The 12,433-nt window shown below is 73.7% G+C and carries 10 protein-coding genes and 1 riboswitch; of the genes, 1 reads left to right on the top strand and 9 read right to left on the bottom strand.

The genetic code is table 11. The features are described from left to right. Positions 1-224 precede the first annotated feature (224 nt). On the bottom strand, positions 225-575 hold the full coding sequence (locus tag ACZ60J_RS15640) for a DUF6193 family natural product biosynthesis protein (RefSeq protein WP_469682219.1): 351 nt from the start codon (positions 573-575) through the stop codon (positions 225-227). Between the two features lie 180 nt (positions 576-755). Next, complete coding sequence (locus tag ACZ60J_RS15635) at positions 756-2,000, bottom strand: cytochrome P450 (protein WP_469682218.1); 1,245 nt, start codon at positions 1,998-2,000, stop codon at positions 756-758. A gap of 275 nt (positions 2,001-2,275) precedes the next feature. Between ACZ60J_RS15635 and ACZ60J_RS15630 the strand changes: the two genes are divergently transcribed. Beyond that, positions 2,276-3,445: a steroid 3-ketoacyl-CoA thiolase gene (locus ACZ60J_RS15630; RefSeq protein WP_469682217.1), complete on the top strand. Its 1,170-nt coding sequence runs from the start codon at positions 2,276-2,278 to the stop codon at positions 3,443-3,445. Positions 3,446-3,577: 132 nt separating this feature from the next. Here the strand turns inward: ACZ60J_RS15630 and ACZ60J_RS15625 are convergent, their stop codons facing one another. The 7 genes from ACZ60J_RS15625 to ACZ60J_RS15595 form a co-directional block, all read right to left on the bottom strand. Beyond that, entirely contained in the window at positions 3,578-3,982 is a 405-nt protein-coding gene (locus ACZ60J_RS15625) for an aggregation-promoting factor C-terminal-like domain-containing protein (protein ID WP_469677952.1), read from the bottom strand. Between the two features lie 357 nt (positions 3,983-4,339). After that, positions 4,340-5,269, bottom strand: a complete 930-nt coding sequence (locus ACZ60J_RS15620; RefSeq protein ID WP_469682215.1) for an ECF transporter S component — start codon at positions 5,267-5,269, stop codon at positions 4,340-4,342. Further along, positions 5,266-7,518: an ABC transporter ATP-binding protein gene (locus ACZ60J_RS15615; protein WP_469682213.1), complete on the bottom strand. Its 2,253-nt coding sequence runs from the start codon at positions 7,516-7,518 to the stop codon at positions 5,266-5,268. Before ACZ60J_RS15615 ends, ACZ60J_RS15620 begins: the two co-directional genes overlap by 4 nt. 9 nt (positions 7,519-7,527) lie before the next feature. Beyond that, a complete protein-coding gene (locus tag ACZ60J_RS15610) occupies positions 7,528-8,667 on the bottom strand; it encodes an energy-coupling factor transporter transmembrane component T (protein ID WP_469682451.1) in 1,140 nt (379 codons plus the stop codon). A 230-nt stretch (positions 8,668-8,897) separates the two neighbouring features. Further along, on the bottom strand, positions 8,898-9,611 hold the full coding sequence (locus tag ACZ60J_RS15605) for an SCO2322 family protein (protein WP_469682450.1): 714 nt from the start codon (positions 9,609-9,611) through the stop codon (positions 8,898-8,900). Further along, positions 9,608-10,876 carry an LPXTG cell wall anchor domain-containing protein gene (locus tag ACZ60J_RS15600; protein WP_469682212.1) on the bottom strand — a complete coding sequence of 423 codons (1,269 nt, stop codon included), beginning with the start codon at positions 10,874-10,876 and terminating at the stop codon, positions 9,608-9,610. Before ACZ60J_RS15600 ends, ACZ60J_RS15605 begins: the two co-directional genes overlap by 4 nt. A 173-nt stretch (positions 10,877-11,049) precedes the next feature. Continuing rightward, positions 11,050-11,122: riboswitch (cobalamin riboswitch) on the bottom strand. Between the two features lie 55 nt (positions 11,123-11,177). Then, entirely contained in the window at positions 11,178-12,266 is a 1,089-nt protein-coding gene (locus ACZ60J_RS15595) for an MBL fold metallo-hydrolase (protein ID WP_469682210.1), read from the bottom strand. Positions 12,267-12,433: the final 167 nt, after the last annotated feature.

The raw sequence follows: 12,433 nt of genomic DNA, 5'->3' as shown, positions 1-12,433 counted from the left end.
CGCGTTCTGCCAGGATCCGCCCGCGGGGTGGCTTCCGCCACTCGGAGCGGGGGCGGCCGGGGCCGGCGGGGTGGGGCGGGCCCTGCGGGGCTGTCCCCTACCCGCCCTTCCACCGTTCCCCGGGCTCCGCCCGGACCCCTGTCGCGTGCGGCGCCGTTGCCGGGGGCCAGCCCCCGGACCCCCGCGCCTCAAACGCCGGCGGGGCTGGAATTGGCCCGGCCCGGTCAGTCCGTCGGCAGGTTGGCCACGACCAGGGCTATGGCCGCGTGGGCCGTGTCGGCTTCGCCGAGGATGGTGGTTTGGCGGGGGTTCCGGACGCGGAAGCGGCCGTCGGGGAGGGGTTCCACGGCCGGGGCGGTCACGGCGAAGGGGTGGCCCGTGGAGGCGCTGAACCACAGGGTGAAGTGGCTGGTGTACGGGTAGAGCCGGCGGAGTTCCGGCTCCTCGCGGGCGGCCTCGATGAGGGCCAGGACGCCCCGGCTCATGGGCTCGGACCCGCCGCTGAGATCGACCATCCGCTGCCACGTCGTGGGCAGCCGCTGCCACCGTCTCGCGCTGGGGTCATCGAGGTTCATCCGGGCAGTCTGGGGTCCGCCCCGGCGCCAAGGCAATGATCCCGAAGGCGGCGAGACGGTAACGACCGGTGACCGGCGAGTAACAACCGGGGGACGGCAGGGGCCGGGCGTGGGAGGTGGGGCCCCTGCCGTCCTGGGTCACGGGTCACGGGTCACGGGTCAGGCGTCAGCCGGTGGGCCTCAGCTGTGGCTGACCCGGAGTTCCTTGATGCCGTTCAGCCAGGCCGCACGCAGCCTGCGCGGGCCCTCGCCGACGAGGCGCAGGTCGGGCAGGGTGTCGGCCAGGGCGTTGAACATCAGGTCGATCTCCATGATGGCCAGCGACTTGCCGAGGCAGAAGTGCGGGCCGCCGCCGCCGAAGCCGAGGTGCGGGTTCGGGTCGCGGGTGATGTCGAAGACGTCGGGGTCGGTGAAGACCTCGGGGTCGTGGTTGGCCGAGGAGTAGAACATGCCGACCCGGTCGCCCGCCTTGATCTTCTGCCCGCCCAGTTCGGTGTCCTGGGTGGCGGTGCGCTGGAAGGACACCACGGGGGTGGCCCAGCGGACGATCTCCTCGGCGGCGGTGGAGGGTCGGGTGCGCTTGTAGAGCTCCCACTGCTCGGGGTGGGTGAGGAAGGCGTGCATGCCGTGGCTGATGGCGTTGCGGGTGGTCTCGTTGCCGGCGACCGCCAAGAGGAGGACGAAGAAGCCGAACTCGTCGGAGCCCAGGTTGCCCTGGCCCTCGGCCGCCACGAGCTGCGTGACGATGTCCTTGGCCGGGCACTCCTTGCGGGCGGCGGACAGGTTCATCGCGTAGCCGATCAGCTCCGCCGCGGCGTTGCCGCCGACTTCGGCGGTGATCGCGTACTCCGGGTCGTCGTACGCGATCATCTTGTTCGACCAGTCGAAGATCCGGGACCGGTCCTCCTGCGGTACGCCGATCAGCTCGGCGATGGCCTGGAGCGGGAGTTCGCACGCCACCTGGGTGACGAAGTCGAAGCTGCCGTCCGCGGAGGCTTCGAGGGCCTCCGCGACGATCTTGCGGGCCCGGTCGCGCAGGGCGTCCTCCAGTCCGCGGACGGCCCGCGGGGTGAAGCCCCGCTGCACGATCTGGCGTACGCGGGTGTGTTCCGGCGGATCCATGTTCAACATGATCAGTCGCTGGGCATCTATGGTCTCGCGCTGGATGTGCTCGTTGAAGCGGATGATCGCGGTGTTCGTGGTGGAGGAGAACAACTCCGGGTGCGTGGAGATGTACTTGACGTCCGCGTGCCGGGTGACGGCCCAGTACCCCTCGTCGTCGAAGCCGGTGATCCCCCGCGGCTGCGGGCACCACCACACGGGTGCGGTCTGCCGCAGCTGTGCGAACTCGGGGTAGGGGACCCGGTCTTGGAGGACGTCCGGGTCGGTGGCGTCAAAGCCTTCGGGCAGCGCGGGGCAGGTCATCGGGCGACTCCAAAGTCTGACGGCCCATCAGAAGTTGGCTTGAAGGTAATAACGAGTTCTAGAAGTGACAAGGGGCCCCGCGCCAACTGTTGCGTGTGGAATCCGTGTAAGCCGCGTGCAAGACCCTTGCGTACCGGGTGTTCTCGTCATAAGACTGCGGGGAGAACTAGAACGCGTACTAGTTCGGGTGGGGCGCCGGGACGGCCCGCCCGTCAGCTGAGGCGCGCTAGCCGATGCGCGCTGTGCGCTACGCAGGAGCAGGAGAGGACGAGCTCATGGCCGCGGAACCCGTCATCGTCGAAGCCGTACGCACCCCGATCGGCAAGCGCGGGGGCGCGCTCGCCAATCTTCACCCCGCCTACCTCCTCGGCGAGACCTACCGCGAACTCCTCGCCCGCACCGGAATCCAGCCCGACTGCGTGGAGCAGATCGTCGGCGGCACCGTCACCCACGCCGGCGAGCAGTCGATGAACCCGGCCCGCAACGCCTGGCTGGCCATGGGCCTCCCGTACGAGACCGCCGCGACCACCGTGGACTGTCAGTGCGGCAGCTCCCAGCAGGCCAACCATATGGTCGCCAACATGATCTCCGGCGGTGTCATGGACATCGGCATCGCCTGCGGCGTCGAGGCCATGACCCGCGTACCGCTCGGCTCCGGCTCCAAGCACGGCCCGGGCAAGCCCTTCCCGGACGAGTGGAACGTCGACCTCCCGAACCAGTTCGAGGCCGCCGAGCGCATCGCCCGCCGCCGGGGCCTGACCCGCGAGGACGTGGACCGCCTCGGCGTCCTGTCCCAGCAGCGGGCCGCCGCCGCGTGGGCCGAGGAGCGGTTCAAGCGGGAGACCTTCGCCGTGCAGGTGCCCACCACCGAGGCCGAGCAGGCCGCCGGCCAGGGCATGTGGCGGCTGGTCGACCGGGACGAGGGCCTGCGCGACACCTCCATGGAGGGCCTCGCCCGGCTCAAGCCGGTCATGCCGACCGCCGTGCACACCGCCGGGAACTCCTCGCAGATATCCGACGGCGCCGCCGCCGTGATGTGGGCCTCGCGCAAGATGGCCCGCGCGCTCAAACTGCGGCCGCGCGCCCGGATCGTCGCCCAGACGCTGGTCGGCTCCGACCCGCACTTCCACCTGGACGGGCCGATCGACGCGACGCGTGCGGTGCTGGGCAAGGCCGGCATGTCGCTGAAGGACATCGACCTCGTCGAGATCAACGAAGCCTTCGCCTCCGTCGTGCTCAGCTGGGCCCAGGTCTTCGACCAGGACCTGGAGAAGGTCAACGTCAACGGCGGCGGCATCGCGATCGGCCACCCCGTCGGCGCGACCGGCGCCCGCCTGATCACCACCGCCCTGCACGAGCTGGAGCGCCGGGACAAGGAGTTCGCGCTGATCACCATGTGCGCGGGCGGCGCGCTGGCGACGGGCACCATCATCCAGCGGCTGTAGCACCTGCTGCGCCGCCTTTGGACCCTGTGGGATGGGATCGCGAAGGCCCCGGTGGCCGGACCTGGGGAGGTCGGCTGCCGGGGCCTTCGCATGTGCGTGTGCTGGTGGTGCGTGGTGCGTGGTGCCGCTGGCTTAGTACCAGTGGTGGGTCTGCCAGAAGTTCCAGGCGCCCTCGGGGCTGCCGTAGCGGGAGTTCATGTAGTCCAGGCCCCACTTGATCTGGGTGGCCGGGTTGGTCTTCCAGTCCGAGCCCGCCGAGGCCATCTTCGAGGCCGGCAGGGCCTGGACCAGGCCGTAGGCGCCCGAGGAGGCGTTCGTGGCGGTGTGGTTCCAGCCGCTCTCACGGGACACGATGTTGTTGAACGCCGCGAACTGCGCCGGGTCCTTGATCATCTGCTGGGCGATCGCCTTCGCACCCATCGGAGCAGCCTGCGCCGGAACGGCGGCCAGCATGGAGCCGGCAACGCCCAGGGCGAGGACGGTGCCCGCGAAGGTCTTCTTCGAAGCGGCGATGCGGCGGATGACGGCGTTGGACACGGAGCAACCTTTCGGCGGGGGCAAGGGCGGTCGCAGGCACGCCGGAGGCGTGCGTGAGCCACTCACGCGAAGGAGAGGGGATCGGTGGCGGGAGCGGGAGGACCGGGTGTGTACCCGGGGGATCTCCGTCCGCCCTGCGACTCATCCAGTTCTACGGGGGTGGAGCCCGCCTGGCAACGACCCCTCTTACTAGTGGTCCTCGCAGCCGAGGCGCAACGACCCCTCCCGGGGCGGGTGGGTATCGGTGCAGGTGGGGGGTGGTGCGGAGGGGGTGATGTGGGACGAGTGAGGACTACTATCCCGCTTCGTATGTGACCTGGGTCCTGTGGGGCGGGTCACCGCCGGGAGGCCCGGATCTCACCCTCCGTGGCTGCTCGTACCCCTTCCGGGGGAAGGTTCCGGCGCGGGTCCGGCCCCCGGATCGAAGGCCACGGGTGCGTCGAACGCCGCTTTCCGAGTGGCCCGCCGCAATGCCTTCAGCAGGGTCGCGCCGAGCGTGAGGGTCAGTACGACGGTCAGCGCGGCCCGGCCCAGGTCCCAGCCGAGCGAGGTCGTCAGGTAGTACACGACGAACCGCACCAGGTTCGCGGGCAGCGGCTCGCCCGGTCTGAAGGCGATGCCCTCATTGAGCCCGGCAATGATCGTCCAGCCCTGCAGGTTCATGATGAAGCCGTACGCGAAGGCGGCCGCGAATCCGTACGCCGCGAGCATCGCCAGCTCGGCCCGCCCCCGGATCCGGTCCGCACCCGGCAGCAGGCCGGCCCCCAGGGCGAACCAGCCCATCGCCAGCATCTGGAACGGCATCCACGGCCCGACACCACCCGTGAGCAGGGCCGACGCGAACATCGTGACCGCACCCAGGACGAAGCCGAAGCCCGGGCCGAGGACCCGGCCGCTCAGTACGAGCAGGAAGAACATGGGCTCCAGGCCGGCCGTACCGGCGCCGAGCGGGCGCAGGACGGCGCCGACCGCGGCCAGTACGCCGAGCATCGCGACGGCCTTCGCGTCCATGCCGTCGTCGGCGATGGTCGCGACGACCACGCCGACGAGGAGCGGCAGCAGGGCGGCGAAGAGCCAGGGGGCGTCCTGGGCGTGGGCGAGGCCGGACCGGGCGTCGGCGAGCAGCGGCCAGCCGAAGGCGGCGATGCCGATGAGGGTGACGAGGACCAGGGCGGCGGCGGCGCGGGGGCCGATGCGGAGGGGGCGGGTGCGGAGGGGACTGGGGCGGAGGGGACTGGGGCGGAGCGGGCTGGTGCGGGGGGTGGCCGCGTCGCCGCGGGGGCTCATGAGCCGTCCCGGGCGGAGAGGGCCGCCTCGACCTGGGAGACCGTGAGCCAGTGGCCCGGGGCCAGGATCTTGGCCACCTGCGGAGCGAAGGCGGGGGAGGAGACGACGACCTCGGCGGTCGGGCCGTCCGCGACGATCTCGCCGCCGGCCAGGATCACCACGCGGTGGGCCAGCTCGGCGGCGAGCTCCACGTCGTGGGTGGCCAGGACGATGGCATGGCCGTCGGCGGCGAGCCCGCGCAGGATCTCCACCAGGCGGGCCTTGGCGGCGTAGTCCAGCCCGCGGGTCGGCTCGTCGAGGAGCAGCAGGGCCGGACGGCCGGTCAGGACCAGCGCCAGGGCGAGGGCCAGGCGCTGGCCCTCGGAGAGGTCGCGGGGGTGGGTGTCGTCGGGGACGTCGGGGAGGAGCGCGGCGACGAGGGCACGGCAGGTGCCGGGTGCCTGGCCGGCGTCGTGGTCGGCGGCCGTGCACTCGGCTGCGACGGTGTCGGCGTAGAGGAGGTCGCGGGGCTCCTGGGGGACCAGGCCGACGCGCGTCACCATCTCGGCGGGTGGCGTGCGGTGGGGGGTGCGGCCGCTGACCGTGATCTGGCCGGTGGTGGGCTCCAGCGTGCCGATGAGGGTGGCGAGGAGGGTGGACTTTCCGGCGCCGTTGCGGCCCATCAGGGCGATGGTCTCGCCCGGGGCGACGGTGAGGTCGATGGTGCGGAGGACTTCGGCGCGGCCGCGGCGGAGGGATACGGCCTTGGCCGTGGCCGGGGTGGCCGGGGTGGCCGGGGCCTGGCCGGTCGGCTGCGCGGGCCGGGGGGTGGGGTGGCCTCCGCGGGCGCGGCGCAGCCGGGCGAGCAGGCCGGTGCGGGTGCGGGGGCCGGTGCCGGTGTGGGGGCCCTGCGGGCGGCCGTCCCCTACCCACCCTTCGCGCGTTCCCCGGGGCTCCGCCCCGGACCCCGCCGGGGGCTGCGCCCCGGCGCCCGCTTGGGGCTGTGCTCCGGCACCGGCCTGGGGCTTCGCCCCGGACCCCGCCGGGGGCTGCGCCCCGGACCCTGCTTGGGGCTGCGCCCCGGTACCGGCCTGGGGCTGTGCCCCGGTACCCACCGGGGGCTGTGCCCCGGACCCGGCCGGAAGCTGCGTCCCGACACCCGCCTGGGGCTGTGCTCCGGCACTGGCCTGGGGCTGCGCCCCGGACCCGGCCGGAAGCAGCGTCCCGGCACCCGCCTGGGGCTGTGCTCCGGCACTGGCCTGGGGCTGCGCCCCGGATTCCGCGTGGGGCTGTGCGCCGGACCCCGCGTGGGGCTGTGCCCCGGCGCCCGCCGGACGCTGCGCCCCGGTACCTGCTTGGGGCTCCGCCCCGGACCCCGCCGGGGGCTGTGCCCCAGCACCGGCCCGGGGCTCCGCCCCGGCCCCCGCCGGATGCCCCGCCCCCGGCGTCGGAGGCTGCGGTAGGCGGGCCAGGAGGGGGGCTGCGTGGCGGCGGGCGTTGCGGATGGAGAGGGGGAGGGGGGACCAGTTGGCCAGGCGGCCCAGGGCTACCACCGGGGGGTGGACCGGGGAGACGGCCATGATGTCGGCGGGGGTGCCCAGGACGGCGGGTGCGCCCGGGGAAGGGAGGAGCAGGACCTGGTCGGCGTACTGGACCACCCGCTCCAGGCGGTGCTCCGCCATCAGAACGGTCGTGCCCAGGTCGTGGACCAGGCGCTGCAGGACGGCCAGGACCTCCTCCGCGGCCGCGGGGTCGAGGGCCGAGGTCGGCTCGTCCAGGACCAGGACCTTCGGGTGCGGGGTGAGGACCGAACCGATCGCCACCCGCTGCTGCTGGCCCCCGGACAGGGTGGCGATGGGGCGGTCGCGCAGCTCGTTGAGGCCGAGGAGGTCGAGGGTCTCCTCGACGCGGCGGCGCATGACGGAGGGCGGCAGGCCCAGGGATTCCATGCCGTAGGCGAGCTCGTCCTCGACGACGTCGGTGACGAAGTGCGCCAGCGGGTCCTGGCCCACCGTGCCGACCACGTCCGCGAGCTCCCGCGGCTTGTGCGTGCGGGTGTCCCGGCCGGCGACCGTGACCCGGCCCGTGAGGGTGCCCCCGGTGAAGTGCGGGACCAGGCCCGAGACCGCCCCGAGGAGGGTGGACTTGCCGACGCCGGAGGGGCCGACCAGGAGGGTCAGCTCGCCTTCCGGGAGCGTGAAGTCGGCGTGGACGAGGGAGGGGGAGGCCGCGCCCTCGTACGTCACCGACACGTCTTCGAAGTGGATCATGGGGGCTGCTCACGCCTCCTGTGAGGGCGGTCGGGGGGCCACCAGGGCCGGGAGGAGGCCGATCAGGATCGCTGCCGCAGGCCAGAGCGGGAGGGCGGGGGCGACGAGGGGGACGACGCCGGGGCGCAGGGCCCCCGGGTCCAGGGACGCGGCCCGGATCATCAGCGCCGCGACCGCCGCGCCCGACCCGGCGACCAGCCAGGCCCGTACGCCCCACCGGTCCGGCCGGTACCGGGTCCGGATCGACCGGCGGCCGCCGAGCCGCAGCCCGGCCAGGGCCAGGAGGAGGGAGGCGAGGAGGAGGGCCAGGCCGTACTCGGCTCCCTCCGCCGCCAGCAGTCCGTACGTCCCCGCGCAGATGCCGAGCAGCCCGCCGAGGGTGAGCACGTTGGTGGTGTGCCGGACGGCGGCGGGGACGCGCGCGGTGCGGCCGTAGCCGCGGGCGTCCATCGAGGCGGCGATGGCGACCGAGCGTTCCAGCGCGCCTTCGAGGACCGGCAGGCCGATCTGGAGGACGGCCCGGACCCCGCCCGTGGGACGGCCGCGCAGGCGGCGGGCCGTGCGGAGGCGGACCACGTCCGCGACCATGTTCGGCGCGAAGGTCATCGCGACGACCACGGCGACGCCGACCTCGTACAGGGCAGCGGGCAGCGACTTCAGCAGCCGTGCCGGGTTCGCGAGGGCGTTGGCGGCGCCGACGCAGATGAGGAGCGTGGCCAGCTTCGCGCCGTCGTAGAAGGCGAAGACGAGCTGCTCGGCGGTGACCCGGCCGCCGAACCGGATGCCCTGCGCCCAGGCCGGGAGCGGGACCTCCGGGAGGGTGAAGAGGGTGTGCGTGCCGGGGATGGGGGAGCCGAGGAGCATGGAGAAGACGAGGCGCAGGCCGATGACGAAGAGGCCGAGCTTGACGAACGCCCCGTAGGAACGCGCCCAGGGCGCGTCCGTACGGCGGGCCGCGACCACGTAACCGGCGACGCCGACGATCAGGCCGAGGAGGAGCGGGTTGGTGGTGCGGGAGGCGGCGGTCGCGAGCCCGAGGGCCCACAGCCACCAGGCACCCGCGTGCAGGGCGTTGCCACGCGTGGCCTCGGGGGCGCTCCATTTTTCGTACGCCGGCACCCGCGGGCCGCCGGTTGCCCGGCCGGTGATGCGGGCGGTCGGGGTGGGGACGTCGTGTGCGGGGCCGTGGGTGGTGCCGTGGGGGTGGCGGGTGCGGGGGGCGCGTGCCGCGCCGTCGTGGGTGCGCCCGGCCTGCGGCCGGGCGGGGTTCCCACCCGCACCACCCGTGCGGGTGGCCCTGGTGGGTGGTTGCCCGCCGTCGGCGGCCGTCCCGCCGTTCCCGGCGCCCGTCCCGCCGTTCCCGCTCCCGCCCACCACCGTCATCGGGTCCGGCGGCGGCGGGACTGCCAGAGGGCGGCCGCGCCCAGGGCGGCCACCGCTGCGATGCCCGCGAGGAGGCCCGCCGACGGGCCGCCGCCGTCGGAGCCGGCGGCAGTGTCGGCGGCAGGCGTGGCCGTGGCCGGCGCCGCATCCGGGAGGGGCTCGCCGCAGCCCTGCTTCGGGTAGCCGGAGATCGCGCACAGCAGGGCCGCGCTGTTGTAGCGCAGCGGCTTGGCCACCTCCGCGAGCGCCTCGGCCGTCGTGGCGTCCGGGCCGACCTGCGCGCACGCCGTACGCGGAGCGTCCTGCGGCGGGGTCTCGCCCGCCTGGGCTTCGGCGGAGGTGCCGAAGTCGATGACCAGCGCGATCCGCTTCTTGCCCGCCGCCGGGGCGGTGCCCGAGCAGATGGACGCGAAGTCGGGAGCCGTGCGCGGCGGGGCGGCCTGATCGGCCGCGTCCTTGCTCACCACGAAGTGGAAGCCCTGCACGGAGCCGTCCGCCGGGCGGAGCGAGGAGGGGCCCTGGGTGGCGTACGCCCAGGTGCCGCCCGCGCCCGTCCCTTCCCAGAACGACCAGTAGCGGTAGGTCGAGGCCAGGGCGGGGGACGCGGCGAGCAGGGTCATGGCCAGGGCCAGGACGATGCCGATGACGCCGCCGACGCGGGCGGGCAGGGCCGGGCGGGCCGGGCGGGCCGGGCGGGGGCTGCGCATCAGAGCTGGTTCTTCTTCCGGCGGCCGCTCAGCACGATGCCGATGCCCATGCCGGCCGCCGCGCCCGCGAGGATCATCCACCAGACGTTGCTGCTGCCGGAGTCCTCCTTCTTGTCGTCCTTCTTCTTCTCCGCCGGCTGCTCCGACGCGTTCGCGGACGCGCCCTGCGGGGCCGGGCCCGTCGCGTTCAGCGCCGTCACCAGGTCGGTGCCGCCGAAGGCCTTCGGGTCGGTGCCGGTCGCGTGCGCGGCCAGGATCAGGGTGGCGAGACCGGCCGGGTTGCCCTTGGACCACTCGGCGGAGTTGGCCTTCAGCCATTCCAGGGCGCCGGCCGCGGACTGCTTGTGCCCGGCCGCGGCCAGGGCGATGACCGCGTCGGCGGTGTTGCCGTGGTCGGCGGTCGACTGGTCGGCACCCGGGGTCAGGGCGGTGAGGTGGCCGTCCTTCTTCAGGGCCTCCGCCAGGTAACCGGCGCCGCCCTGGGCCGCCGCCACCGGGTCGCCGGCGGTCGCCGGGCAGGCGAGCGGGGCCGCGGGGGTGTCCGTGGCGGAGGGGGCGATGACCGGGCCCGTGCCGAGTCCGGCCACCACGGCGGCGGCCGTCGCGTCGGCGCTGGCGGACAGCTTGCCGCCGGCCGGCTGGAACGCGAAGGCGCCCCGGTCGGCGGCCGGCTCGGCCGAGCAGCCCAGCTGGAAGGTGAGGAGGGCCTCGTACGGGGACTTGCCCGCCTTCGACTTGACCTCGGCCGGCTTCTCGCCGGCCGCCTCCAGGGCGCGGATCACGAGGGCGGTCGAATTGGCGTCCGAACCGTTGTCCATGGCGCCGCCGGGGTTGCTGCTCCAGCCGCCGTCGTCCTTCTGTACGGACTTCAGCCAGCCGACCGCCTTCTTCACCGTGTCGGCGTGCCCGCCGACCGCGGTCAGGGCCTGCACGGCGACCGAGGTGGCGTTGGAGTCGATGTACGACGAGGCGTCGCAGGGCTTGGCGGTGTCCGCGCGGAAGGCGGCGAAGGAGCCGTCGGCGCACTGCTGGCCGACCAGCCAGTCCACGGCCTGCGGCGCGGGCTTCTCGCCCACCGTGGTCTGGGCGAGCAGCGCGAACGACTGCCGCCACACCCCGTCGTACGACGGGTCGGCCTTGCCGAAGAGACCGGAGGGGACCACGGGCGACGGGGACGGCGTGGCGACATCGGCGAGGGCCGCGGGGGCCGAGCCCGCGCAGAGCACGGCGGAGACGGCGAGCGTGGCGGCGCTGCGGCGGACGTTCATGCGGGGCGGGTGCCTCTCGTGCTGGGGAACCGGGAGGCAGGCAGCACAGCGGTGGAGGCTGGTACCGGGCTCCGGCTCCGTTTACCTCGACGGTGCCGGCCGCCGGAAGACCCGGCGGCACGAGCCGCGCACCTCCGCAACGGGGCAATCCGGCTCCCCGCCCCGATGCTGCCGGGGCGGGTCACGGTTGCGGGTCAGCGCCGGATTCGCACCGGCTTCCCCCCGTACGGAAGTGTGGACGACCCCCGTACTCTACCGGCCCGTAGCCCCGGTGCCGGGTGGCGCCGCCCGCCCGCGCCCCTTACACGGCGCGGTACGTCACGGGGTCGCTGCCCGGCACCGCCTCCGCGCGGCCCTGCTTCACCAGGCGCCGCAGGTGGGCTTCCGCTTCGGAGACGGCGATGTTGCGGGAGCCGTACGGGATCTGCTCCCAGGGCCGGTTCCACTCCATCCGCTCCGCCAGCGCCCACGGGGTCAGCGGCTCGGCGGCGAGCAGGTCGCGCAGCCCGGTCAGCCGTTCCTCGTGGTGGTCCAGCAGTTCCCGTACGCGGCCCTGCGCATCGGTGAAGGCGTACTGGTGGGCCGGGAGCACCTCGGCGGGCCGGAGGCGGCCGATGCGTTCGAGGGAGTCGAGGTAGTCGCCGAGGGGGTCGGTGACCCGCTCGGAGGAGGGGTCCTCGTAGAGGCCGATGTGGGGGGAGATCCCGGGCAGCAGGTGGTCTCCGGAGAAGAGGCGGCCGTTGCCGGGGAGGTTCCCCGGGTGCTTCTCCTCCAGGTGGAGGCAGACGTGGCCGGGGGTGTGCCCGGGGGTCCAGATCGCCCGGAGCCGGCGCCCGGCCAGCGGCAGCAGCTCGGCGGGCACGATCTCCCGGTCGGGGACGGCGGCGCGCAGCCCGGGCAGGGTGGTCATCCGGCCGCTCGCGCGGGCGGCGCGCAGCGGGGCGATGTGTTCCTCGGGGGCTCCGGCGGAGGCCAGCTTCTCGCTCATGTAGTCGAACCAGACGCCTGGTTCGGAGGACCGGGTCCGTACGACGACCTCGGTGTCGGCGGCGTGCATGGCGATCCAGGCGCCGGAGGCCTCGCGGACCCGGCCGGACAGGCCGTGGTGGTCGGGGTGGTGGTGGGTGATGACCACGCCGTGGATGTCGGTGACGGCGAGGGAGAGGGCGCCGAGGCAGGCGACGAGGGTGTCCCAGGACTCGGGGTCGTCCCAGCCGGTGTCGATGAGGACCGGGCCGCGGTCGGTGTCGAGGACGTGGACGAGGGTGTGGCCGAGCGGGTTGTCGGGGATGGGGACCTTGATGCCCCACACGCCTCCGCCGTGATCGGTGACGTGGGGGGTGCCTTGTGTCGTGCCCCGTGTCGTGTCCTCTGCCTTGAAGGGCTCCACTCTGGCTCCACTCTCACGAGAACGTGTTGCATTAGTAGCCCAAGTCGACCACTTGAGCGGCGTTCTGACTAGTCGTTGGATCTTCGATGTGTTGTACGAGGCGGTTCGGTCAGCTCCGTGGACTACTAGAACTAGAACTGGTATCAGTTCTGGAACGCCAAGCCGCA

The sequence above is a fragment of the Streptomyces sp. NPDC104226 genome, assembly GCF_055584085.1.
This window is presented reverse-complemented; position numbering and strand designations above follow the sequence as displayed.